The organism is Bradyrhizobium sp. (assembly GCF_035570375.1).
GTDB lineage: Bacteria > Pseudomonadota > Alphaproteobacteria > Rhizobiales > Xanthobacteraceae > Bradyrhizobium.
The window spans coordinates 1-24939 of the sequence record NZ_DATMLW010000197.1 but is presented as its reverse complement, the minus strand read 5'-3'; the positions used below and the strand labels follow the sequence as shown (position 1 = coordinate 24939).

Annotated in this window: 22 protein-coding genes and 1 tRNA gene; 10 read left to right on the top strand and 13 right to left on the bottom strand. The window is 60.3% G+C overall.

All coding sequences use genetic code 11. The features are described 5' to 3' along the window. Positions 1–88 precede the first annotated feature (88 nt). From gyrB to rpsT, 5 genes are all read right to left on the bottom strand, one after another. Positions 89–2524 carry a DNA topoisomerase (ATP-hydrolyzing) subunit B gene (gyrB, locus tag VNX23_RS21080; protein WP_325633191.1) on the bottom strand — a complete coding sequence of 812 codons (2436 nt, stop codon included), beginning with the start codon at positions 2522–2524 and terminating at the stop codon, positions 89–91. A 359-nt stretch (positions 2525–2883) separates the two neighbouring features. After that, a complete protein-coding gene (gene recF, locus VNX23_RS21075; RefSeq protein ID WP_325633189.1) occupies positions 2884–4023 on the bottom strand; it encodes a DNA replication/repair protein RecF in 1140 nt (379 codons plus the stop codon). Positions 4024–4059: 36 nt separating this feature from the next. Beyond that, on the bottom strand, positions 4060–5178 hold the full coding sequence (gene dnaN, locus VNX23_RS21070) for a DNA polymerase III subunit beta (RefSeq protein WP_325633187.1): 1119 nt from the start codon (positions 5176–5178) through the stop codon (positions 4060–4062). A 285-nt stretch (positions 5179–5463) separates the two neighbouring features. After that, complete coding sequence (gene dnaA / locus VNX23_RS21065) at positions 5464–6897, bottom strand: chromosomal replication initiator protein DnaA (protein ID WP_325633185.1); 1434 nt, start codon at positions 6895–6897, stop codon at positions 5464–5466. A gap of 1180 nt (positions 6898–8077) precedes the next feature. Next, positions 8078–8344, bottom strand: coding sequence for a 30S ribosomal protein S20 (gene rpsT / locus VNX23_RS21060; protein WP_325633184.1), 267 nt, complete (start codon positions 8342–8344; stop codon positions 8078–8080). A gap of 503 nt (positions 8345–8847) precedes the next feature. On the opposite strand from rpsT, the gene VNX23_RS21055 reads away from it, so the two are divergent. Continuing rightward, positions 8848–9165, top strand: a complete 318-nt coding sequence (locus VNX23_RS21055) for a hypothetical protein (protein WP_325633182.1) — start codon at positions 8848–8850, stop codon at positions 9163–9165. An 82-nt stretch (positions 9166–9247) separates the two neighbouring features. Here the strand turns inward: VNX23_RS21055 and VNX23_RS21050 are convergent, their stop codons facing one another. Further along, entirely contained in the window at positions 9248–10462 is a 1215-nt protein-coding gene (locus VNX23_RS21050) for a hypothetical protein (RefSeq protein WP_325633180.1), read from the bottom strand. A 139-nt stretch (positions 10463–10601) separates the two neighbouring features. Between VNX23_RS21050 and VNX23_RS21045 the strand changes: the two genes are divergently transcribed. After that, entirely contained in the window at positions 10602–10814 is a 213-nt protein-coding gene (locus tag VNX23_RS21045) for a hypothetical protein (RefSeq protein WP_325633179.1), read from the top strand. A 177-nt stretch (positions 10815–10991) separates the two neighbouring features. Further along, complete coding sequence (gene msrA, locus VNX23_RS21040) at positions 10992–11648, top strand: peptide-methionine (S)-S-oxide reductase MsrA (RefSeq protein ID WP_325633177.1); 657 nt, start codon at positions 10992–10994, stop codon at positions 11646–11648. Positions 11649–11862: 214 nt separating this feature from the next. Here the strand turns inward: msrA and VNX23_RS21035 are convergent, their stop codons facing one another. After that, entirely contained in the window at positions 11863–12534 is a 672-nt protein-coding gene (locus VNX23_RS21035; protein ID WP_325633175.1) for a dienelactone hydrolase family protein, read from the bottom strand. 311 nt (positions 12535–12845) lie between these two features. Between VNX23_RS21035 and VNX23_RS21030 the strand changes: the two genes are divergently transcribed. Then, complete coding sequence (locus tag VNX23_RS21030; RefSeq protein WP_325633173.1) at positions 12846–13337, top strand: (2Fe-2S)-binding protein; 492 nt, start codon at positions 12846–12848, stop codon at positions 13335–13337. Then, positions 13334–15625 (top strand): xanthine dehydrogenase family protein molybdopterin-binding subunit, encoded by a 2292-nt coding sequence (locus VNX23_RS21025; protein WP_325633171.1) that lies wholly within the window; start codon positions 13334–13336, stop codon positions 15623–15625. The genes VNX23_RS21030 and VNX23_RS21025 overlap by 4 nt, the downstream gene beginning before the upstream one ends. Here the strand turns inward: VNX23_RS21025 and VNX23_RS21020 are convergent. After that, positions 15622–15759: a hypothetical protein gene (locus tag VNX23_RS21020; protein WP_325633169.1), complete on the bottom strand. Its 138-nt coding sequence runs from the start codon at positions 15757–15759 to the stop codon at positions 15622–15624. The two genes, VNX23_RS21025 and VNX23_RS21020, sit on opposite strands and share 4 nt — an antisense overlap. A 267-nt stretch (positions 15760–16026) precedes the next feature. Between VNX23_RS21020 and VNX23_RS21015 the strand changes: the two genes are divergently transcribed. Beyond that, positions 16027–17115, top strand: a complete 1089-nt coding sequence (locus VNX23_RS21015; protein WP_325633167.1) for an HD-GYP domain-containing protein — start codon at positions 16027–16029, stop codon at positions 17113–17115. Between the two features lie 61 nt (positions 17116–17176). On the opposite strand, the gene VNX23_RS21010 is transcribed toward VNX23_RS21015, so the two are convergent. Then, positions 17177–17596, bottom strand: a complete 420-nt coding sequence (locus VNX23_RS21010) for a VOC family protein (protein WP_325633165.1) — start codon at positions 17594–17596, stop codon at positions 17177–17179. Positions 17597–17730: 134 nt separating this feature from the next. Between VNX23_RS21010 and VNX23_RS21005 the strand changes: the two genes are divergently transcribed. Beyond that, positions 17731–18708, top strand: coding sequence for a tripartite tricarboxylate transporter substrate binding protein (locus tag VNX23_RS21005; protein WP_325633163.1), 978 nt, complete (start codon positions 17731–17733; stop codon positions 18706–18708). A gap of 217 nt (positions 18709–18925) precedes the next feature. On the opposite strand, the gene VNX23_RS21000 is transcribed toward VNX23_RS21005, so the two are convergent. Beyond that, the gene (locus VNX23_RS21000; RefSeq protein WP_325633161.1) at positions 18926–19762 is read right to left on the bottom strand and encodes a hypothetical protein; all 837 of its coding nucleotides are present in this window, start codon (positions 19760–19762) and stop codon (positions 18926–18928) included. Positions 19763–19934: 172 nt separating this feature from the next. On the opposite strand from VNX23_RS21000, the gene VNX23_RS20995 reads away from it, so the two are divergent. Further along, positions 19935–20672, top strand: coding sequence for a thioredoxin family protein (locus VNX23_RS20995; RefSeq protein ID WP_325633159.1), 738 nt, complete (start codon positions 19935–19937; stop codon positions 20670–20672). A 187-nt stretch (positions 20673–20859) separates the two neighbouring features. Here the strand turns inward: VNX23_RS20995 and VNX23_RS20990 are convergent, their stop codons facing one another. Both VNX23_RS20990 and VNX23_RS20985 read right to left on the bottom strand, forming a co-directional pair. Beyond that, positions 20860–21741: a DUF2336 domain-containing protein gene (locus VNX23_RS20990; RefSeq protein WP_325633157.1), complete on the bottom strand. Its 882-nt coding sequence runs from the start codon at positions 21739–21741 to the stop codon at positions 20860–20862. 69 nt (positions 21742–21810) lie between these two features. Then, positions 21811–22020 carry a hypothetical protein gene (locus VNX23_RS20985; RefSeq protein WP_325633155.1) on the bottom strand — a complete coding sequence of 70 codons (210 nt, stop codon included), beginning with the start codon at positions 22018–22020 and terminating at the stop codon, positions 21811–21813. Positions 22021–22504: 484 nt separating this feature from the next. Here VNX23_RS20985 and VNX23_RS20980 point away from each other — a divergent pair, with 484 nt between their 5' ends. After that, a complete protein-coding gene (locus VNX23_RS20980; RefSeq protein WP_325633153.1) occupies positions 22505–24286 on the top strand; it encodes an adenylate/guanylate cyclase domain-containing protein in 1782 nt (593 codons plus the stop codon). A gap of 165 nt (positions 24287–24451) precedes the next feature. On the opposite strand, the gene VNX23_RS20975 is transcribed toward VNX23_RS20980, so the two are convergent. After that, a tRNA-Arg gene (locus VNX23_RS20975) sits at positions 24452–24526 on the bottom strand. Positions 24527–24683: 157 nt separating this feature from the next. On the opposite strand from VNX23_RS20975, the gene VNX23_RS31105 reads away from it, so the two are divergent. Beyond that, complete coding sequence (locus tag VNX23_RS31105; RefSeq protein WP_414643043.1) at positions 24684–24749, top strand: ATP-binding cassette domain-containing protein; 66 nt, start codon at positions 24684–24686, stop codon at positions 24747–24749. Positions 24750–24939: the final 190 nt, after the last annotated feature.

The window sequence follows — 24939 nt, the reverse complement described above, 5'->3', positions numbered from 1 at the left end:
AAACGGCCCCCTTACGAAATGCCGGTGAGGCTGCTCACCTCTCCGGCAGGCCCCTTGAGTCCAGGCGGATCGTTGCCGACGGCGCGCCCTACACGTCTACATTGGCGCTGAGCGAATTATCCTGGATGAATTCGCGCCGCGGCTCGACCACGTCGCCCATCAGCTTGGTGAAGATGTCGTCGGCCTCGTCGACCTCCTTGATCTTGACCTGCAACAGCGAGCGCGCTTCGGTATCGAGCGTGGTCTCCCAGAGCTGATCGGCGTTCATCTCGCCGAGGCCTTTGTAGCGTTGCAAGGTCAGACCCTTGCGGCCTGCCTCGATCACTGCCTCGAACAGGTCGACGGGGCCGTGAACCGGAGTTTCGGCGTCCTTCCGCCTGAGCACGCCCCGACGCCCATAGGCCTCCTGCAGCTTCACCGCATATTCATCGAGCTTGCGCGCATCGGCCGATCCCAACAGTGCATGATCGAGTACGGCGACGTCCCTCACGCCGCGCACCGTGCGCTCGAACACGAAACCTGCACCTTCCTCGAAACGTCCGATCCAGCCGCGCTCGACCTCGTCGGCCTGCGCATCGAGACGACGCGCGATGTATTCAGCGGCGGCGACCGCCTTCGGCAGATCGCCAAAAACCTGGTGCCGCAGCACGCCCGCAATCGCGGCCTGTTCGACCACCTTGCGGTTATAACGGCTGTGCAGGTTGCGCAGTACGGCGCGGATGACGCGGGCGTCTTCCACCAGCGCCAACAGGTCGCGGCCGGCGCGGTCATCGCCGGAGGCCGGCTTGAACACGCATTCCTCGATCCCGGTCGAAATCAGGTAGTCCTCCAGCGCGCGCTCGTCCTTCAGATACTGCTCGGATTTGCCGCGCGTAACCTTGTAGAGCGGCGGCTGGGCGATATAAAGATAGCCCTGATCGATGATCTCGCGCATCTGCCGGTAGAAGAAGGTCAGAAGCAGTGTGCGGATGTGGGCGCCGTCGACGTCGGCGTCGGTCATCAGGATGATCTTGTGATAGCGCAGCTTGTCGATCGAGAAATCGTCGCTGATGCCGGTGCCGAGCGCGGTGATCAGCGTGCCGATCTGCTCAGATGACAGCATCTTGTCGGCGCGCACGCGCTCGACATTGAGGATCTTGCCGCGCAACGGCAGGATGGCCTGGAATTCGCGATTGCGGCCCTGCTTGGCGCTCCCACCGGCCGAGTCGCCCTCGACGATGAAGATCTCGCTCTTTGCGGGATCTTTCTCCTGGCAATCGGCCAGCTTGCCGGGCAGGGACGAGACGCTGAGCGGATTCTTGCGGGTGAGCTCGCGCGCTTTGCGCGCGGCTTCGCGGGCGGCCGCGGCCTGGATCACCTTGCCGACGATCACCTTGGCTTCCGACGGATGCTCCTCGAACCAGGCCTGGAGCGCCTCGTTGATGACATTCTCGACCACGGGGCGGACTTCCGAGGACACGAGCTTGTCCTTGGTTTGCGAGGAAAATTTCGGATCCGGCACCTTCACCGACAGCACGGCGGTCAGTCCCTCCCGGCAATCGTCGCCGGTGAGCTGGATCTTTTCCTTTTTCGCATTGGCGTCAGCATAGAAGTTGACCTGGCGCGTCAGCGCGCCGCGGAAACCCGCGAGATGGGTTCCGCCGTCGCGCTGGGGAATGTTGTTGGTGAAGCACAGCACATTCTCATGATAGCTGTCGTTCCACCACAATGCCGCTTCGACGCCGATGCCATTCATCTCGGCCTTGACCATGATCGGTGCGGGCACGATCGCCTTCTTGTTGCGATCGAGATATTTCACGAACTCCTCGACGCCGCCCTGGTAACGCATTTCCTCCCGCTTCTCGACCGCGTGGCGCATGTCGGAGAGGATGATGTTGACGCCGGAATTCAGGAAGGCGAGCTCGCGCAGGCGGTGCTCAAGCGTCGCAAAATCGTATTCGACGTTGGTGAAGGTCTCTCTGGAGGCGAGGAACGTCACTTCGGTGCCGCGTTTGCCATGGGCCTCGCCGACCACTTTCAGCGGCGCCACCGAATCGCCATGCACGAATTCGATGAAATGCTCCTTGCCGTCGCGCCAGACCTTGAGCAGCAATTTGCTCGACAGCGCGTTGACGACGGAGACGCCCACGCCGTGCAATCCGCCGGACACCTTGTAGGAATTCTGATCGAATTTTCCGCCTGCATGCAGCTGGGTCATGATGACCTCGGCTGCGGAAATGCCTTCGCCCTTGTGGATGTCGACCGGAATGCCGCGGCCGTCGTCGCGCACCGTGACCGAGCCGTCGGCGTTGAGAACGACTTCCACCGAGGTCGCATGGCCCGCGAGCGCCTCGTCGATGGCGTTGTCGACGACTTCATAAACCATGTGGTGCAGGCCACTGCCGTCGTCGGTGTCGCCGATATACATGCCAGGCCGTTTGCGGACGGCGTCGAGCCCCTTCAAGACCCGGATCGATTCCGCACCATATTCGACAGGAATGGAATGCTCAGTGTCGGCAATCGATTGCCGGGCAGGTTCGGTCATGTGAGGCCTTCGAGGATGTCTTCGAATCAGCGGCGCGAAAGGGGCCCTGATCAGGCTATTTCTGCCATGAAAGAGGAGGCGCGCCTAGCGTAAAGTCTTGGTCAGTAAACTACTGAACAGATAAGGTTTTTAGGCAGTTTTTCAAGGCCGCAACAAGCCGTTTTGAAGCCTCTGCAAAAGTGCGATTCGCAGCCTCACTTTTCGCCTCCTGTTTCCTCTTCCGCTCGCTTTCGCTGAGTTCCGCGAGCCTTGGGCGCGCCTAGATCATGATGCGATAAAGTGGAATCGCATCATGATCTCATCTCATTGTTTGAGCATGATCTTTCGGAAAACCGGTCTCCACTTTTCCGGATCATGCTCTAGACCCGCGGCGTGATCCGGCCGGATTCGACCGCAAAAATTTCGCACGCGGCGCCGACGTCGGCGAAGGCCGCAGGATCGGCGCCGGTCATGAAGACTTGCGCGCCCAATCTTGAGAGTTCATCGAACAACGCGATGCGCCTGCCGGGATCAAGATGAGCCACCACCTCGTCAAGCAGCAACAGCGGCGTGATGGCGGTCATTTCCGCAACCAGGCTGGCATGGGCGAGCACGAGCCCGATCAGGAGCGCCTTCTGCTCGCCGGTCGAGGCGTCGCGGGCCGGCGTGTTTTTCGGCGCGTAAACGACTTGCAGGTCGGTGAGGTGCGGACCATCGAGCGTGCGGCCGGCAATGGCATCGCGGGCGCGGTTCTCGCGAAGGATTTCCCGATAGCGATCTTCCACGGCAGTCGCAGGTTCGCTCATCAGCGCGTTTTCCATCCAGCCGTCGAGCATGATCTCGGCGGAAGGAAACGCAGATGTCTCGCCGCGCGCGCGTAGCATCCCGGCCAGTTTGAGCGCGGTCTGGCCGCGCATCGCCGCCACCGCCACGGCGAGTTCCGCCGTCTCGCGTTCGATGGCGTCGCACCAATGGTCGTCGTAATTGCGCACCTCGAGCAGGCGGTTGCGCGAACGCAAGGAGCGGTCGAGCGCCGACACCCGCGCCGAGTGCTCGCTGTCGATGGCGAGCACCAGACGGTCGAAAAACCGCCGCCGCTCCGAGGCCGGCCCGAGAAACAGGCCGTCCATTGCAGGTGTCAGCCACACCATGCGCAAATGATCGCCGAACGCAGCCGCCGAAGACACGCTCTCGCGGTCGATGCGGCAGCGCCGGGTCGTCGCAGAAGCCTCCCCGATCGGGGCGTCGATGCCGGTGCCCAGCGTAGCGAGCCCAAGGGCGCCTTCCACTTCGGCGGAAACCGCCCACGAGCCGTCGCCCTCGTTGTCTGCAACATCCTCGAGCGTGGCGCGGCGCAAGCCGCGTCCGGGCGAAAGAAAGGAGATGGCCTCGATGCAGTTGGTCTTTCCGGCGCCGTTCGGGCCGACCAGCACGACCATGTCGCTGCCCGTCGCAAGGCTCGCCGCGCGATAGTTGCGGAAATGCGTCAGCGAGAGGCGGCGAATGCGGGAGGCGGTCATGGCGGCCTTCGTCCCTCTCCCTTCGGAGGGTGGCAACTACACCCGCATCGGCATCAGCACGTAGAGCGCGCCCTTGGAATCCTTGTCCTGCACGAGCGTCGGCGAACCCGGGTCGGCCAGCTTCAGCACCGCAACCTCGCCCTCGATCTGGGCCGCGATATCGAGCAGATATCTCGAGTTGAATCCGATATCGAGCGGATCGGAGGCGTATTCGACCTCGAGTTCCTCGGTCGCGCTGCCGGAATCCGGATTGGTGACGGAGAGCACCAGCTTGCCGGCCGACAGCGCCAGCTTCACCGCACGGCCGCGCTCGCTCGAAATCGTCGAGACACGGTCGACTGCTGCTTCGAAATCCTTCTTGTCGATGACGAGTTCCTTGTCGTTGTTCTGCGGAATGACGCGGCCATAATCCGGAAACGTGCCGTCGATCAGTTTCGAGGTCAGCACCGCGTTGCCGAGGGTGAAACGGATCTTGCCCTGCGAGAGCTCGATCCTGATCTCGGCCTCGTTGTCCTCGATCAGGCGCTGCACTTCGCCGACGGTCTTGCGCGGCACGATCACGCCAGGCATGCCGGTGGCGCCCTTGGGCAAAGCCAGATCGATCTGGGCCAGACGATGCCCGTCGGTCGCCACCGCGCGCAAGGTTGCGGCCTTGGCGCTGCCGGCGGAGTGCAAATAGATGCCGTTCAGGTAATAGCGGGTCTCTTCGGTCGAGATCGCAAACTGCGTCCGGTCGATCAGCCGCTTCATGTCGGCGGCCGCAAGGGCGAATGAATGCGACATGTCGCCGGCGGCAAGATCGGGAAAATCGTTTTCCGGCAAGGTCTGCAGCGTGAAGCGCGAGCGCCCCGCGCGGATCGCCAGCACCGCACGGTCGCTGTCGCCTTCCAGCACGATCTGCGCGCCTTCGGGAAGTTTGCGCACGATATCGTAGAACATGTGCGCCGGCACGGTCGTCGAGCCGGCGGTCGCGGTTTCGGCGGCAAGTGTCTCCGTCACCTCCAGATCAAGATCGGTGGCCTTCAGCGACAGCCGCGCATTTTCGGCACGAAGGAGCACGTTGCCGAGGATCGGGATGGTGTTGCGGCGCTCGACCACGCGATGGACGTGCCCCAGCGATTTCAGGAGTTGCGCGCGTTCGACGGTAACCTTCATTGCAATACCCGCCCGATCCGAAAGATGGGAAAGCCGAGCCGGCGCGCAAAGGCACGCCGCGGCGTCTGGACCCGAATGCCCGATCAAACTGGGCGGATCAAGGCCTTCGGGGGGACCTCAAAGTGGCGCGGATGGGGCGCAAGTGCAAGAGATGCGCGAGCCGTTCCCCACGTTTTGCCCTCGGCAAACGAGCAGGAAAGCGCCCGGCGTTGCTCCCCGGCGGGTTCAAGTTCTCACCTGCGTCCCTGCCCCGCGGACGGAGCAGGGAACCGACACGCTCAGCGGCTACTCGCTCTGCAGTTGACGCTTGAGAGACTCGACCTCTTCGGAGAGCGCGACATCCTTGGCCACCAGGGCCTCGATCTTGCGCACTGCGTGCAGGACGGTGGTGTGATCGCGCCCGCCGAACCGGCGGCCGATTTCGGGCAGCGAGCGCAGGGTCAACGTCTTGGCCAGATACATTGCCACCTGGCGCGGACGAACGACATTGGCCGTGCGGCGCGACGACAACAGGTCGGAGCGGCTCACATTATACTGCCTCGCCACCACGCGCTGGATGTCTTCGATCTTGATGCGCTTGGGTTCCTGCGGACGGATCAGGTCGCGCACCTCGCGCTCGGCCATTTCCAGCGTCACCGGCTGGGCGTTGAGCTTGCTGTGCGCGAGCAGGCGGTTGATGGCGCCCTCGAGATCGCGGCCGTTGTGGGTGATGGTGCGGGAGAGATATTCCAGCACCAGTTCGGGAACATCGAAACTGGCGTGATGGGCTCGCGCCGCGGCGACGCGCGAGCGGAGAATGCCAAGCCGCAACTCCTCGCCGAGCGAGCCCATCTCCACGACAAGACCGCCCGCAAGCCGCGAGCGAACGCGATCATCGAGGCTCTCGAGGTCGGAGGGCGGACGATCGGCCGCGATCACCACCTGGCGGCCGGCATCGATCAGCGCGTTCAGCGTGTGGCAGAATTCAGCCTGGGTCGACTTGCCCTGCAGGAATTGCAGATCGTCGATGACAAGCACATCGATGCCGCGCAGCGCCTCCTTGAACGCCAGCGCCGTCTGCGTCTTCAGCGCCGCCACGAAGCCATACATGAATTTTTCGGCGGTGAGATAGAGTACCTTGCGTTCGTTGCCGGAATTGCCGGCCCAGGTCACGGCCTGCAACAGATGGGTTTTTCCCAAACCGACGCCGGCATGGATATAGAGTGGGTTGAACATCACGGGATCGCCGCGCCGGCCTTCCGCCACCTGGCGTGCCGCGGCATGGGCCAGCGTATTGGAGCGCCCGATCACGAAACTTGCGAATGTCAGGCGCGGGTCGAGCGGCGAACCGCCGAGCGCATCATGGCTGGCGGAGACAGGCGCGGTCGCGGTCGCGCGCAATTCGGCAAACGGCCTTCCATCCAGCCGTTCGGGGCGGCGCGCATCGACCGGCGCCACGGTCTCCTTGACGGGCGCCGCACATCGCATCGCCGAGCGCACTGTGAGATCGATCCGGTGCACCTCCGGCATCTCGGCCTGCCAGCACGAAAGGACGCGCTCGGCGTAGTGCGCCTGGATCCAGCTCTTCAGAAACCGCGTGGGAACCGAAAGATGCACGCTTTCATCCTGGACGCCTTCCAGGTCCATGCGCGCAAACCAGCTGGTATAGACGTCTTCTCCGACGCTCGAGCGCAGCCTGCCTTTCACGCGAGACCAACGATCCTGTTCCGTATTTGTCATTGCCCTGGGACTTCTCTGAAAGAGTTTTGTTGAGGGTGAAATTGCCGGGCACGTGTCCGGCACCGACCTTCAGCGAAGCTTCCTTCTTCGCCCATGGCTCTCCCGTTCGGCGTGAAGCCGTCAGGCAGATCATCGGCTGAAAAGGAAAACGCTCGTGAGGTCAGCGCATACTCAACGGTCGATCCGGAGCTCGCGCGGGAGGCCGCGTGCAGGCAGTCTCCAAAACGCTCAAAAGACTATCGTCTGAAAATGGCTTTAGATAAAAAACTACAATTTCGTAAGACATACGACCTCCCCCTCTTACCGCCACTATTCACGGCAAGTCGTCATTCCAAACGGTTCAAATTCGATCAGCGTCATCTGAAAATCCAATTCTTCAGTTGTTACGCCGTTCGCTCCGCCCTCTTAACCCCGACCCCGTTCGCCCGCTTCGCTTTCGGTATGTTCGGCAGGCCTGCGTTTGTTTCTCTTGTTCGAAGCGAGCGAGACGCGTGCCCCGCCTGAGAAATTTCGACACAGAACTCCGTTACCCATATAGCTATGGATTTGACTCCGCTAATCACTTGGAAAGCGTCGCCAACGCGCACACCGCCGCCGATTTGCACGTCCGCCCCGATCCTTAAACCCGCGCTGGTCTCAAGAGCCGTGGGCGCAGCGAACGTACTTAGAGATACATCATGCCTTGTTTCCCGCAACGAAAATGATTCATCGCGACTGCCACCAAAAACGACTTGGCGGTCGCCCACCCAGGCGGTGGCCATCTTGCGAAGCCGCAAGATTTTGAATCTGTGCGAAGATTCGAAACGCAAAGCAGGTGTCACATTTTCAGCGCGCGCCCAAAATAAATTCATAAATTGTTTACTTTCGGGCAAGGCTGAGGCGAATTTTCAAACAACTCCTCGCCGCTATGCCGATAAGTGACTACGCAAACGCGTTTTTTTTTGTTCGTCGAAGCAGGGTAACCCCTGGATGTCCGCCGCTGCCGCGTTGTTGCGATTGCGATTTCGATGGCAAAGTCTGGCAGCTATCGCCTGCATTTGCCAGGTCTGTGCCTTCATCGGCCCGCGTCATATGTCGGCCAGGACACGGCGCGGTGAAAATTCACGGGTCAAGAGATTTCGTGATAAAGAAAAAAAGCCCGGCAAGGCCGGGCTCTCATGGACCGCCGTTGGTCGACCGCTTATTTCGCGAGCTTCGCGATCTGATGCGCCAGCCGCGAGACCTTCCGGCTTGCATTGTTCTTGTGAATGATCTTGCCCTGCGCCGCTCTCATGAGCTCCGGTTCGGCGTGCGCCATCGCCTTTAGTGCAGCCTCACGGTCGCCGCGCTTGATCGCCTCTTCGACGGATCGCACCGAACTGCGCATCTGGGTGCGGCGGGATTTGTTGACGATGGTGCGGCGGGCAATCTTGCGCGTCGCCTTCTTGGCGGAAGTAGTATTGGCCATGTTCTCAATTGTCCTTCGGCATTGACGGAAGCGCGGACGGGCGTGAGCGTGCCGACGGTTCGCCTGATCGACGCTGATATGTCTTACGGTGCTCTCTTGAGAATGCCCCCCCCGGCGCACAGGCTCGGAAGGCGTGCTCATACGGCGGCGATGCTCAAAGACAGCGGCGGCGGGATTGCGCCCGCCGCCATTGCGGGCCTTATAGAGCCACCTCCGCGCAGCGTCAACGCCTTCTGCCTTCCCGGGAGCCCGCGGGGGGTGTGCCAAAAGGCCGATAAGGCGCTGATGAGGTTGAATTTCCCGTGCTGCCCCGGTAATGGCTGGCCCCGGTATGGCGGTTGGCAAGTCCGCGTCACTGGTGCTGCTCATTGTCTGAACCAAAGCCACACCGGATCCAATCTATTGCCAGTGTCTTTTTCGATTCCATAATTCGCAAGCCAAGCCACCTCATGATGATACGAACCTCGGAACCGAAACACTTGGCGCGTGACAAAGGGTGAAGCATGATCCGCGGTTTTTTCCGCCTTGTGGGGCTACTGCTCCTCGCTGGCGGATTTGTTTTCATGGTCTATGACGGGGCGCGCTTCGTCGCCGACAACACCCTGCGCTTCACCCGGTTCGGCGATTTCTGGAACGACGTACATCAGTCGAGCCAGCTGGCGTTCCATGCCTGGGTCGCGGCCAAGTCGCCCTGGCTGTGGAACAGCGTGTTCCGCGTCATACTGGATCAGCCGGCCTTTGCCGTGATGGGGATATTCGGAATTCTGCTGATGCTGCTGTTTCGACCGCGCAAGCCGTTGATCGGCTATTCCAGGGACTGAGGGATCAAATGCCTTGATAACACCTCCCTCGCCCATGCCGCCTCATTCGTGGCAGCGCAAATCGGCGAGACCGAAGCCAGCGTCAGGCCGGTCTAGTGGAACATCCTTTCGATGCGCGCGAAGCAATGACCCGGTTGGAACGCGCGGTGATCAGCGACAGATAGCGGATGAACGTGATCACGAATACCACGCCCAGAAAGCCGGTGATCTTGTCTCCGCCGCTCCGGTTGAACAGCGAACTCGTGGTGCATTCGTCGGTCAAGCAATGCGACTTGATGAACCAGAAAATGATGACCGAGAGCACGGTGACCAGCTTAAGGCTGTCTTCATAAGCGCGTTCCAGGTCGTTGTTCACGCCATCGAAAATATGCTGCGTGTAATTCTGCTGGAAAGCGTCGAATTCGTAGGGCGAGTAAATGAACACCAGCAACATCACGTTGGTGTAGGCCACCAGGACGAACAGGTCCCAGACGACCCCGGTCCCTTCGCCGAGACCGAACGCAAACCAAATGCGATAAAGCGACAGGACTACGAATATGATGGCGAACGCAGTCGCCAGGCCTCTGCGCTGAGTGACGAAGGTTTGCCCGAACATGCCGGTCATCATGTAGCGCCGGCCGGGCAGCAGATAGGCCACCACCAGCACTGCGACCGAAAGGGCGACCAGATGGTCCGGCCATCCCAACGCTGCCTTGGCAACGGCAATCTCCCAGAAGGGATGCTTGAGGTGATAGCCGGGTTCCGAAAACAGCAACCTGGCGGCGTCGCAAAGAATAATGCCGGGAAAGTTCGGAACCTCCCGGGCGATCACGACCGCAGCTTCGCAAGACAGGTATTGGTTATAGGCCGACATCAGGAAGGCAATGGTCAGGCTGGCCAGCACATTTGAGACAAAGCTGACCCAGATTAATCCCCAGAACAAGCGCGGGTAGTCGTATTTGATCTCTGCCTTATCTCGGCCGTCGTTGAAGAAGTCCGTGCAAAAATACCCCTTCGACAATCGTGGAATGATTCCCCAGGCGGCGGCGGAAATCGCCTGCACGAGAGCAAACAGGAAATAATATTTGAAGCCCAGATATTCGCCGATTCCGTTGGAAACGAATCCCACCAAAGCGCCATGGATCGGACCATAGATCAGGGACGCGATGGCCGTTCCCACCAGATCAAGAAAAAGAATGCTTTCGACCTCGCGCGAAATCAGCACGCCGACAAGATTGAGCGCGACGCAAACCGCAATGATGAAGACGGCCCTGCTGAATCGAAAAAGCTGGTCCCCTGTCACCGCCTGGATATGCATGAATGTCACCCCGGCCAACAGTCGCGCCGACGGCTGCCACCTGCGGCGGCTGCCTTGCCGACCAAACAGAAAGTGATAAAATGCGTCGCGTGTTGGTTGCAACGATGAGACTATGCTCCCATTGTTTTTGGAGAACAAGATGACCGCCGCTGCCGCTTCGGACCATGCACAGACACCGGCGAAGCGAGACCCACGCCTGTACTTCTGGATTGCTTCGACTGGCACGGCGCTGATTGGCGTCGCCCTGTATCTGCTCGCGCCGACCCCGAACGTCGCCCTCTACTCGCTGTTGTTCCTCGCCCCGGCCTATCTGATTACTTGGACCGGCATTTTGCTCGGTAAGCGCGCCTGAGGACGTCGGCTCACGCTACGGTGATCGCGTCGGGTCGTGGCGACGTTATCACGTGAAAGGCCGGTCGACGGCTGGCCGGCCATCGGCGTAACAGGGGCTTTGGCGACCCAAGCAACGACCTATATATTCGACCTAAGGTGCAGGATCCCTCCGACATCCTGACGCCAGGAGGTAACCATGTTGTTCATGCGCAAGACCACCACGCTGCCGAGCGCGGCCGAGGCGCTGCCCGGTCGTGCCGATCCGATTCCGACCGCCACCCGCCATTTCGTCAACGGTCATCCATTGAAGCCGCCTTATCCTGCCGGCCTGGAGCAAGCGGTGTTCGGTCTTGGCTGTTTCTGGGGCGCGGAACGCAAATTCTGGGAGCTCGGCGACGCCGTCTACACGACGGCTGCGGGATATGCGGGTGGTCACACCAGGAATCCCACCTATGAAGAAGTCTGCTCGGGACGTACCGGGCACACCGAGGTCGTGCTTGTCGTGTTCGATCCGAAAAGGGTTTCCTACGATCAGCTATTGAAGACATTTTGGGAAAGCCACAACCCGACCCAGGGCATGCGACAGGGCAATGACGTGGGTACGCAGTATCGGTCCGCGATCTACACCTTCAACGAAGCGCAGCGCAAAGCCGCCGATGCATCCAAGGCCGCTTACCAAAAGGCGCTGGCGGCAAAGGGCCTCGCTGCAATCACCACCGAGATCGCACCCGCCGGCGAGTTCTATTTCGCCGAGGACTATCATCAGCAATATCTGGCCAAGAACCCCGCCGGCTATTGCGGGCTGGGCGGCACCGGTGTCTCGTGTCCGATCGGCGCGGGCGTCTCGGTCTGATTGCCTCGCATCGACGGGAAGCCGGCCTTAGGCCGCTCGCGCCCCGGCGACACCATCCTCGTCGGCGAACGCTGGTTCTGACGAAGGACGAAGTCCTTTGTCATTCCGGGATGGTGCGTAAGCACCAGACCTCAGATGCGCAATTGCGCATCGGGGAATCTCGAGATCCCGGGTTCGCTCACTTCATTCGCGCCCCGGGATGACGCCTTTGGCGTCACTTCAAATGCCTGGCGAAGAAAGCAAGGCTGCGCGGCCATGCGATATCGGCACTGGCCTTGTCGTAACTTGCCCGTTCATCGCAATGAAAGCCGTGCTGCGCGCCGGGATAGATGTGGATCTCCACGTCGGACCGCTTGGCGCGGATGATCTCGACGTCGCTGAGCGGGATGCTCGCATCCTTCTCGCCGAAATGAAGCTGGGTCGGCACTTTCGGCGCCTCGTCGGCGAAACGGACGATCGCGCCACCATAATAGCCGACCGCGGCGGACAGGCCCGTCAGCCTGGTCGCTGCGGCATAAGCGATGCTTCCGCCAAGACAGAAGCCGACAATCCCGACCGGACCGACATTCTTGACGACATCGATGGCGGCCTGGGTGTCACGCAGCATCGCTGCCCAGTCGGGATTGGCGACGAACTTGCGCGCCACCGTGATCTCGTCCGGCGAATAGCCGGACTGGAAATTGCGTTCGATACGGTCGAAGATCGCGGGCGCGATCGCGACATAACCCTCGTTGGCAAGACGATCGCAGACGGAGCGGATGTGGTGGTTGACGCCGAAGATTTCCTGGATCACGACCACCGCCGCTTTCGGCGTGCCGGTTGGGTCGGCGCGATAGGCGCCAAGTTGAAAATTGTCCGAAGCCGTCAGCTTGATGTCGTGTCCCACGTGTTCCATCCGATTTCTAGAGAGTACGAATTCCGCGTGGCGGAATTGAAGAGCCCCAAGGTCGAGAACTCGCCCTTAACCAACGCAGTTGTAGCGAGGCTTCGGCCAACAATCGACAGATACGACAGCATTATTGCCGCAGTGCAAAATGCGCTCGCAATTTATTTTTTGCAGCCAATTCCAAAAGCATTGCCTCCTGAATGGATCGCTATCATTCTCCCGCGTCTGGCATCGGTCCGGTGGGTGCCAGCTAACAAGAACAATGAGTTCCGCCGTAAGCGGCAATCTTGCACCGGCAGGGGAAGAAAACCATGCCTAGTCTCAATATCAATGGACGGAATATGTCCGTCGAAGCGGCCGGCGACACGCCGCTGCTCTGGGTCATTCGCGAGCAATTGCAGATGACCGGTACGAAATTCGGTTGCGGCGCGGGACTCTGTGGCGCCTGCACCGTTCACCTCAACGGCGAAGCTGTGCGTTCCTGTCAGACCTCGCTGAGCGATGCGGCCGGCAAAAAGATCACGACCATCGAGGGTCTGAGCGCCAAGGGCGATCACCCCTTGCAGAAGGCGTGGATCACAGAGCAGGTCCCGCAATGCGGCTACTGCCAGTCCGGGCAGATCATGCAGGCAGCCTCGCTGCTTGCGAAGAATTCCAACCCGACCAAGGAAGAAGTGGTGGCCCATATGGACGGCAATCTCTGCCGTTGCATGACCTATTCGCGCATTCAGAAGGCGATCATGCGTGCGGCCTCCGAAATGCGCACCGCTTCCAACTCCGGCACCGAGCGGAGGGCAACATGAATACGCACGTGAAAATCACCCAAAGCGAGCCGGCTGATCTCAGCCGACGCTCATTCCTCGTCGGTTCCGCGGCCGCTGGTCTTGCGCTCGGCTATTCGGCCGTCCCGGGCCTCCTGGGCGCCGATCAGGCGTTCGCTGCGACGAGCAGCTTCGATCCCAGCGTCTGGTATTCGATCGCGCCGGACGGGATCGTTACCATCACCTGCGGCAAGGCCGACATGGGCCAGCATATTGCCTCGACCATGGCGCAGATCATCTGCGAAGAACTCGGCGCAAGCTGGAAGGACATGCGGGTCCAGCTCGCATCCAACGATCCGAAGTTCAACGATCCCGTGCTTGGCGCCCAGATCACCGGCGGAAGCTGGAGCACGATGATGAACTTCGATGCGATGAGCCGCGCAGGTGCCGCGGGCCGCATCGCATTGACCGAAGCCGCAGCCGCTGCGATGGGCGTGCAAGCCGGCGACCTGGTGGTGAGGGACTCCACGATTACCAATCCGAAATCGAAGAAGTCGATGACGTTTGCGGAAATCGTGAAAAGCGGGAAGGCTACCAAGACCTTCACGCCCGACGAACTCAAGGCGATCAAGCTCAAGTCGCCCGATCAATACACCATGATCGGCGTTGCGGTTCCGCAACTGGACATCCCGTCGAAGACCAACGGAACGGCCAAATACGGCATCGACGTCATGCTGCCCGGCATGGTCCATGGCGCGCTCGTCACGCCGCCGGTGCGCTATGGCGCTACCGTGAAATCGGTCGACGATAGTGCGGCGAAGAAAGTGCCCGGCTTCATCAAGGCGGTGACGCTCGACGACAAGACCGGGACGACAACCGGCTGGGTAGTGGCGGTAGCCAATACCTACGCCAACGCCAAGAAGGCGGCAGCGGCGCTAAAGGTCGACTATGACGGCGGCCCGAACGCCAAGCTGTCGAGCCAATCGCTGTTCGACGAAGCGAAGCGGCTGCAGGGTCTCAGCGATTCCGGGCAGTTCTTTGTCAAGGACGGCGACCCGGCTGCGGCGTTGGGCACGGCGGCCAAGGTGTTGGAGGCAGAATACACCACCAACATCAACATCCACGCGCCAATGGAGCCGATGAACGCCACTGCCGAGTTCAAGGGCGACATCCTGCACATCTATTCCGGCAACCAGTTTGCGACGCGCTCCGGCGCGATCGCCGCGGGTGCCGCTGGAATCGATCCGAAGTTCGTGGTGATGCATCAGATGTGGCTGGGCGGCGGTTTTGGCCGGCGTCTCGATGCCGACATGATGGTGCCGGCGGTGCAGGCGGCGAAAGCCGTCGGCAAGCCGGTCAAGGTCATCTTCACGCGCGAGAACGACATGACGATGGATTTCTCCCGTCCCCTGACCTACCAGAAGATCAAGGCCGGCGTCGACGGCGATGGCAAGCTGGTCGCGCTGAGCCATGACGTGGTCTCGGCATGGCCTACTCAGCGCTGGGGAATCCCTGATTTCCTGTCGCCGTCGGTCGACAAGAAGGGCCCGCTCGACGCCTTCACGGTGAACGGTGCGGACTTCTTCTACACCGTGCCCAACCACTATGTGCGAGCGATCAAGAACGAGATGGCGCACAACGCCACCCCGTCCGGGCAGCTGCGCTCTGTGGCACCTGGTTGGACCTTCTGGGCCATTGAAAGCATGATCGATGAGATCGCCGCTGCGGCCGGCAAGGATCCGGCCCAGTTCCGCATCGAACTGCTGGATGGCAAGGGCGACAATGCCGGTGGCGCGCAACGCCTGCGCAACACTTTGCTCGCGGCGATGGGTCTCGCCGGCTACGGCACCAAGCAACTGCCGAAGGGTGAGGGCATGGGCGTGGCCTGCGTGTCGTCGCAGGAAAGAAAGACGGCAAGCTGGACCGCGTGCGTGGCCCATGTTGCCGTTGCTCCGAGCGGCGAGGTCAAGGTCAAGAAATTGACGGTGGCCACCGACGTCGGCACGCAAGTGAACCCCGACGGCATCCGCGCCCAGGTCGAAGGCGCGGCGCTGTGGGGCATGTCGCTTGCGCTGTTGGAGAAGGCGACATTGAAGGATGGCGGTATCGAGCAAACCAACTTCGATACCTACACGCCGCTGCGGATGAGCCAGTTGCCTGAAGTCGCCGTCACCGTCATCGCCAACGGCGAGCCCGCCACCGGCGTCGGCGAACCGGCTGTGACGGTGGTCGCTCCGGCCATCGGCAACGCCGTCTTCAATGCGAGCGGCGCCCGCGTCCGCGGGTTGCCGATCACGGCAGAGGCGGTCAAGGCGGCGATGAAGGCCTAAAAGACCTGCGAAGCGACAATATCTTCCGCCGGAGGGCTTCCTCCGGCGGATTTTTTTGCTCGCGCCTTGGAAAGAATTCGAAATTCGCGGGCCAAGCTCGCCGCCGCTTCGCGGGCGATCGGCAGGTCTTTCAAATTTTATCTTTGTCAAAAGCTCCGCATTTATAATCTCTCTTAAGCCTCGGGGAATGTGTTTTCGGTAGCTTGGCACCTGGAGCATGATCCGGAAAAGTGGAAACCGGTTTTCCGAGAAGATCATGCTCAAACAAAGAGATCAGATCATGATGCGATTCCACTTAATCGCATCGTGATCCAGTGTCCCAGTTTTATGAGGACTCGCGGCGATACTGAAACGAAGTCAAATCCACCGCACCAGCCAACCGCATCCGTCAACGAGGCCCCATGTCAACGCAAACCAGTTCCTCCAAACGCCGCCTGCTGTTGGCATCCGACAATTGCGACAAAAGCCGCGAACTGGAGAAAATCCTGCAATCCGTGGGCGAGGTGGAAACGGTCTCGACTTCGGAACTGCCCGAAAGTCCGGCCGATTTCTCGGGCGTTGTGGTCGACATCAATCTGCGTTCCGCCGAAAGCGTACAGCGGGTTCGAAACAAGCTTCGCCAGGAAGGTTACCGCGCGATGCCGCGTTTGTTTGTTCTGGCGGATGCGCTTCACCACGGCTCGATGCAGGCCTGGGCGTTGGGGGCCACCGACACGATTTCGCGGCCGTTCGACGCCGCCGGCATATTGCAACGGATCCGCGCCGCCTTTCCGGACAGCCAGGGATTCGATGCCAGCGACCGCGGCAAGCTCTTGAACCGAGGCGTTGCCGCCGCGCACGAGGTCATGGTCAAGATTTTCAACAAGCTTCCCGCCGGCGAGCCCCTGAAATTCAGCGACATCGTCGCCGCCGAAAACAAGATTCTAAAAGCCATCAAGCATTCTTCGCTGCGTGAATGGCTGACCGCGATCGGTTGCCATCACACCGACAGCTATCGCCACTGCCTCTATGTGACCGGCTTTGCGGTGGCTTTTGCGCAGCACCTCGGCATGCATGAGGACGACCAGCGGCGACTGACGCGCGCCGCACTCCTGCACGACGTCGGCAAGGCGTTCATTCCGGTTGCGATTCTCGACAAGCCGGGCGCGCTGACCGAGCAAGAGATAACCGTGATCCGCAGGCATCCGCGCCTTGGCTATGAGGCTCTCGCCGCCCAGGGCAGCTTCCCCCCGGAGATGCTCGATGTGGTGCTGCACCACCACGAATTCCTGGATGGGACCGGTTATCCCAACGGCCTGCAGGGCGATCGGATCAGCGACATCGTGCGGCTGACGACGATTGTCGATGTCTACTCCGCGCTGGTGGAGCAGCGGCCTCACCGGCTGCCTTTCACGCACGCCAAGGCCTTCGCGATGATGGAGCAAATGAAGGGCAAGTTTGATCAGCACTTGCTGCAGGCATTCCGCCCGGTGACGCTCGGGGCGTATTGATTGCGGGATATTCCCTTTCACGTCCCTGCTATGCGCTCGCAGTGACGTTCAGATCGAGACCCTAATCCGGATCATCCTCATACGACGAAATCTCGATCAGGCTGCCGTCGGGATCCCGGCAATAGACCGAGCGCAACGCACCCCGCGCGCCCTGCTTCGTCACGGGGCCCTCCTCGATCGACACGCCGCAAGCCTTCAGATGTGCCACGACCTGCTCGGGCGTGCTCGACGTCAGGAAGCACAGATCGTCGCTTCCGGCGCTTTCGTGATCGGCGGTAAACCACTCGACCTTGTCGGCACCCAGCGGCCGCACATTGATCTTCTGCTTCCCGAACACCAGCGATGTCCTCGCCGTCTTGCCATGCCCGGGGGCGAACACCCTGATTTCCATGCCGAGGATCTTTCGATACCACTCGGCGGTGCGAGCAACATCGGCGACGTTGATCACGATGTGGTCGAGCGCATTGACCTTGATCGACATGGACGACCCTTCCGGTATTGAAAATGGAGGGGCCTAGTTGGCAGCCCCGCAGTTTGTTTGTTACAACGCGGACCGCAAAAATCCAACGGGATCGAACCGGAACCGACAAGTTCGGCGCTGCATGGAGAAAACGTATGGCATTACGCCGCATTGCAATGGGTCTGGTGACATTTGGCTTGTACGCCCTCGCCTGGCCCGTCGTCAGCACCTGGGCGCTTGATTATCCGACGCGACCGGTCCGGTTCGTCGTCGGATATCCGGCCGGCGGCGCGACCGACATTCTCGCCCGGTTGATCGGACAGCGGTTATCGGAGCGGCTCGGCCAGCAATTCGTGATCGAGAACAAGCCAGGGGCCGGCAACAACATCGGCACCGAGACCGTGGTCAAGGCTGACCCCGACGGCTACACGGTGCTGCTGGTCAATCCCGCCAATTTCATCAACGCTTCGCTTTACACCAATCTCAATTTCAACTTCGTCCGCGACATCGCCCCGGTCGCCGCCTTCATTCGCGTCCCCAACGTCATGACGGTGGCGAAGCAGGTTCCAGCCAGGACGGTCGCCGAGTTCATCGCCTATGTGAAGGCCAATCCCGGCAAGGTGAACCTGGCGTCATCGGGCAACGGCACATCGGTGCACCTGTCCGGAGAGTTGTTCATGGCCATGTCGGGCGCGAAGATGCTGCATGTGCCTTATCGCGGCGCGGCGCCCGCGATCACCGACATGCTCGGCAATCGCGTTCAGGTCATCTTCGACAACATGCCGTCGATTATCGAGCATGTCCGTGGCGGTGCGCTCCGCGCGCTGGCCGTGACGACAGCGGAGCGATCACCGCAGTTGCCCGACGTGCCGACGGTGGCCGAGACCATTCCCGGCTATGAGGCGAGCGCGCTGTTCGGCATGGGTGCGCCGATCAAGACCCCGCCCGAAATCGTCGGGAAACTGAACCGGGAGATCAACGCGGTGCTGGCCGAGCCCGAGATCAGCAAACGCCTGATCGAACTTGGCGGCGAGCCGCTGATCGCGGCGCCTGAGGCCTTTGGCGCGATGATCAAGGCCGAGACGGAAAAATGGGAAAAGGTGGTGAAGTACGCCGGGATAAAGGTGGAATAGGCGGCTTCGTCAGCGCGGACGAGGTCCAGAGCTCCGATTCCGGAGTTCGCAAGCTATCGCGGCGACCTCTGAGGCGAACTTCGGAATCAAGGGAGTTCTGGCAATTATTGGTTTCTAGTGCGGTTTTGAATTTGAAGTTCCTATATCAGTGGTGCAGAGGCATTGATAGGAACTTCAAATTCGCCGCACTAGCGCCGACGAAACTAATTTCTCGATATCAGGTCCCGCCGTGCGAGATGGCGTCGCTAGACGCCTCTGGCTGGCTCGTGCTGCTGGCGACCGGAGTTGTTCCCTCCGGGTCGAATCCAAACAGCTCGACGAGATATTTGTAGTATTTCGGCAGCTTCTCCTTCAAAGCCGCACGCGTGTGCGGTTCGTGGATCGACTCTTTTCCCGCCAGAAAAATGCTTGCGGTCACGGCAAAGAATTCCTTGTGGTTAAACAGCGCGTATTCTTCCTTGCCGAATACATTCTTGCTGGTCGCATCGGCGAAGAACGCCCTGATGCCGAGATTGTCGAAGCCTTGCGGCATCAGCTTGGCGTGGTAGGCATGAAGCAGCTCGTGCAGGATGACGGGATCTTCGGCATATTTCAGCATATTCGGACGCAGCATGATCACGCCAACCCCAGCGTCGGCGGCCAAGTCAAGAAAGTTCGGATTACTCCAGCGCCGGTTCGTTTCATCCCAGGTCGTGTAGGTGCGAGGGGCGTCGCGTTGGATCCTTGCGGGTGGACCGTAGCAGGCGATCCCGGCGCCCAACTCGAGACAAGCCATTTCGCTGGCGATGATCGGCACCGAGTGAAAAAACTCGAGCACCTTTGGGCTCAAGCCAACGCTCTCCACGATATCGAGCTGATGGCGGAAGCTTTCGGCAATTGCGCCGCTATCCTTGCGGTCCGAATTCTCCGAGAGGTCGAAGACATAGCCACGATAGGTTTCAAAGCCGGGCGGCACCGCGGCCGGCTCAACCTCGATCGAACGTGAGCCCGCGCCGGCGAGGTTTGGCACCAGCGAAAGCATGAAAACCACCGAAGTGAGAGAGACCTTGCGCATTGTGTTTCCCCGTACAGTTTTGGATGACTGCTGTCGGGGTCGGATCATACCGATGCGAAGTTGCAGTGCAGTTTCGCTTTTCATGCTAACTTCTCTGCTCGCGTTCCGAGATCGTTAACCACCTTATAAGCGCTGAAAGTCGCGCCAGAACGCCTGAAGTCAGGAGCATGCCATGCAGCCGCACAAGATCGCATCGCGCGAGGAATGGTTGGAAGCCCGCAAGGCCCTGATGGCCCATGAAAAGGAGTTTACGCGCTCGCGTGACCGGCTGAGCGAGGAACGCCGCGCGCTCCCCTGGGTCAGGGTCGACAAGACCTATGTTTTCGACGGCGCGGCCGGGAGAAAAACGCTGGCCGATCTGTTCGACGGGCGCCACCAGCTCGTGGTGCAGCATTTCATGTTCGCCCCCGACTGGAACGAAGGCTGCAAGAGCTGTTCGTTCTGGGCCGACCAGTTCGACCGCATGATCCCGCATCTTTCTGCGCGGGACACCACTCTGGTCGCGGTTTCGCGCGCGCCCTCGCACAAGCTGGAGGCGTTCAAGGCCCGGATGGGCTGGAGCTTCGACTGGCTGTCCTCGGCGAATACCGATTTCAATTTCGACTATGCGGTGTCGTTCAAGCCGGACGAGATCAACTCGAGCGCCAAGATCTACAACTTCGGCACCTCCGAATTCAGCGTCGAGGAAGCGCCTGGGATCAGTGCTTTTTACCGCGACGAGGCCGGCACCGTCTTTCATACCTATTCATGCTTTGCGCGCGGCCTCGACATGATGAACGCCGCCTATCAATATCTCGACCTCACTCCGCTTGGCCGACACGAAGAAGGCCTGTCCTATCCGATGGCATGGGTCCGTCTGCACGATCAATACGAGCCCGGTTCCGGTCCCGCGGATTGCTGCAATAGCTGATCGGATTGCGCCAGCCGTGCCAGAGCGATCCGGACCCGAAGAGCCGCGTTGGCGGCAAAGTGGAAACCGGTTTTCCCTTAGCTAATAAGCGCAAAAAAACGCGTTTGCGCGGAGATCACGCTCAAACAAAGAGATGAGATCATGATGCGATTCCACTCAATCGATCATGATCCAGAAGACGCCCGCATCAGGCTGCGTATCCATTCTTCATGGGAGCGTCCAAATCCGCGGAGGCTTCCAGAACGGTTGAGGGACCTGTCGCAGCGCGCCGATGACGGCGCGAATCGTAGAATTCAAGCACGCGCCTTGCCGCTCTGACCTCAAGCCGCTCGTAGTTGGCGCGCGCAAGCTCGAGATCTGCCTTGGACAGGCTCCGGTTCGCTGCCCTCATCAGCAGCAGCGCTTTGACGGTTGTCCAGGCACAGCCGGCGGCCTTGGCGACGACCTGAACAGCGCCGGGATTCTCATTGAGGACCGCCCGTTCAGCCACCTCTATAGGACACCGCGCAAGAACCGACAGGGCCAGCACCGCCTGCTCAAAATCCTGCGCACGTGCGGCCATGTGAACCTTGGATTCTCCAAGTTCCTTCCAGTATTTCAAACGCCGCACTCTTTTCTTCGCCTCGGCATGATCCGGGGAGTTCTGACGTATTTCGAGATTTATTTCGTCAACTACCTCCGTCACTGCTCCTTGCGCGGCTTCAACAAACTGCGGATTTGCCGCGACGATCTTGCTGTAGACTTCCGCGGAGGCAGTCTCAAGAAGCACCAAGAGGTGGTGGCGCGGGATGTCGCGCCGCGATCCAACATGCAGCCCGAGTTGGGAATCATTGCCGGCCCGCAGGATGAGGTCGCGAAAACCACGTTCCGAGATACGCGCACCGGCATTCTTCGCAACGGCGTGGACCACGTTGCTTTCGCCGCGCTCGATAAGGATGTCGGTGATTAATTCGCTGACCGTCTGGCGCTGAGCGATTGCGTAAAGATGACCCTGGCTCAGGGTGTTGGCGCCATGCGCAAGATCGGTCTCGCTGAGCACGGTCGATCGGCTGAGAAGCGGAGCCGCCACAGCGATATTGTCGTCGAAGGCAAATGCGCGAACCAGCGCCGCAGGTGCCTCTCCGTCGGTCGCGAGGTGTCAGGCGAGCTTGGCCCGCGCCTTCAACTCAATCACGGCGACAAGGGCTTTGAACACCTCGTCGAACAGTTCGAGCTGCTGCCCCGAATGGCGACCGGAGCCGGCGACAAATAGCTCGGTGATGCGCGTAAGCGCCTTGAGCTGCCGCTTCGTCGGCCCGGATAACTCGCCATCCTGGATTTCATTGATGAGGGAATCGATCTTTGTCATGCTGGTTGGCTCGTGGAACATTTTCACGTTTGAGAGCTTTGCGATCATGTCCTAGAGGCCGGCGATGAAAATAATGGCCTCATGTTACCTCGGAGATTTTTAAAATTGCGAGCAAGGGATGGTGCGCGCACAGGTAGAGAGCCGGGCTGTGAGTTTTTTGGAGGCGCAAGCGCACCGATCTCGCCGACCATTGCCGCCTCGCCAAGCGGTGATGACCGAGAGGAGCGAAGGTGTCCCGCAGGACCGGCATATGATGTACCGAATTGGGATCAATCTCGGGGACATCCTGATCGAGGACGACGACATCCTTGGCGATGGCGTAAACGTTGCGGCTCGGTCAGACCGTTCTTGCCGCGCGCGAACGCGGCATTGAGGGTATGCGGTTGGCAGGGGTGCCTGAGGGCTGATCGTCGGTTCAGGCTTTGATTGACGATGGTTGCCCCACAGCCCACACTGTTCGCCACAGGTTAGCACTGAGGCACGCATGTCAGACCCTGTGGCAGTGAGCCGACGCCTCGTCGCGGTCTTCGCAGCAGATGTAGAGGGCTACAGCCGCCTCATGGGCACCGACGAGGTCGGCACGCTCAAGGGGCTGACCGAACGGCGCGCGATCCTCGACAGGATCATTGGGGAGCACAGGGGCCGCATAGCAAACACCGCTGGCGACAGTGTCCTTGCCGAATTTGGAAGCGCCGTGGATGCTGTTCAGTGCGCGGTAGAGGCGCAGGCCGCTCTGGCCGAAGCGAACTCAGGTCTCGCACCTGATCGTCGCATAAGTTTCCGCATCGGTATCCACATCGGCGACGTGATGGTTCGGGCTGGGGACCTGTTCGGCGACGGCGTGAACATTGCCGCGCGGTTGGAGACCTTGGCTAAGCCAGGAGGCGTCTGTGTCTCTGGCGCGACATACGATCAAGTGCGCAAGGTGTTGTTAGTCCCATTCACCGACTTGGGTGTCCGGCACGTCAAGAACATTCCTGAGCCAATTCAGGTCTATGAGGTCGGCCACTTCGGCGCAACTCACGGCCATGTTTCAAGACCGCCAAGGGAGGAAGCCGAGTTACTTCCTCTGCCGAACAAGCCCTCGCTGGCTGTGCTTCCCTTCCAGAATATGAGTGGCGATCCCGAGCAGGAGTACTTTGCCGATGGCATCGTCGAAGACATCATCACGGCCCTATCTCGGTTCAAATCGCTGTTCGTTATCGCGCGCAATTCCTCCTTCACCTACAAAGGCAGGGCGATAGACATAAAGCAGGTCGGACGTGAACTTGGAGTTCGCTACGTGCTCGAAGGAAGCGTCCGCAAGGCAGGTGGACGCGTGCGCATTGCGGGCCAGCTGATTGACAGCACAACAGGTACACATCTCTGGGCGGACCGGTTCGAAGGCAAGCTGGAAGACGTGTTCGAACTCCAAGACCAGGTAGCAACGAGTGTGGTCGGAGAGTTGGTGACAGAAGTAGTATTTGCAGAAATGGAGCGCGCCACGCGAAAGCCGACTGCCAGCCTGGATGCCTATGATTGCTATTTGAGGGGTCTTTCGCACCTATTCAAGTTTAGCAAGAACGATGCGGAAGTGGCGCTCGGTTATTTCCTCAAAGCCCTCGAACTGGATGAAAATTTTGCGCCGGCCTATGCTTGGGCTGGTCTAGCTTATGTTCTTCGTGCACAGAACGGCTGGATGGTGGACGCCGCGCAGGAGAGTGCAGAGGCTATTCATCTCGCGCGCCGCGCAATCGAATTGGGCCAGTTAAATGATTTAGCACTATGTGTGGGTGGAATGATACTCGCATCCATCGGTGGCGAGCTGGACTTGGGCGCAGAGTGCATTAGCCGCGGTCTTTCCATGAACGCCAATCTTGCAATAGGCTGGGAGGCTAGCGGTTTCCTGCATATCGGGCTAGGCATGCACCCGACCGCACTCGAGCATCTGCGTCGAGCAGAGCGGTTGAGCCCTCGGGGTCCAAGCATGACACAGGTGAAATTAGGTATGGCGGCAGCTCACTTTTACTGCGGCCAGTACGAGGAAGCTGCGCGTCTTGCGGAGCGGATCACTCGCGCGCATCCGACCTTTGCACCGGCTTGGCGGATCATGGCGGTCAGCAATGCATTGGGCGGCGATCAAACCATAGCCGCCGAAGCGACCAAGCAGGCTCTTCAACTCGATCCATCGCAGAGAATATCGTCACTGACTTGGCTCCCACTACGGCGCGCGCAGGATCGTGACCGCTGGAAGGAGGCTCTCCTCCGAGCAGGATTTCCGCAATAGTTGCGGTAAGGGTTAGCCGAGTGACCCCGGTGCGATCCCTCGTTCCCTGTGACAAACACGCGGCCCTGTGAACCTCGGCAGCGGCTGCACCCTTTAAGCTCGATCTTTTGAATTCGCCTCGGCGGGCACGCTGGAAACGCAGGGGGCAAAACAAAGGACCCCTGCTGGCGCACCCGACACGATTCGAACGTGTGACCTTTGCCTTCGGAGGACAACGCTCTATAGCTGAGCTACGGGTGCGTGGAGCTGGACATCATCACGGCGTTCGTTGCGCTTCTAGTTTCCCTTGAAAACCAATCCGTTACAAACCTCACCGTACTACATCGGTCCGAGCGCGGCGAACTCCGAGATGTCTGATTTCTGGGGAAATGCGGACTAGCTAGTTAATGCCCGATGGATCGGCGAGGTCGCCACCATCCTGGGCCCTTCCGGATGCGGAAAATCGACGTTGCTGCGGCTGTAGCTGGCTCCCCACTGCCGTTGCGTCCGCTCTTGGGGTTGAGCCGGACGCGGTGGTGGTCAGCAAATTGCCTCCCGGATTGGTAACGATCGGTCGCCGTCGTTCATTCGGTCGTTTCGATCTTCAATCTTGGAGTAGATTAAATTCTCCAGCTTCTGCGCAAAGGGACGTAGGTGCTCGACGAGGTGTTCCG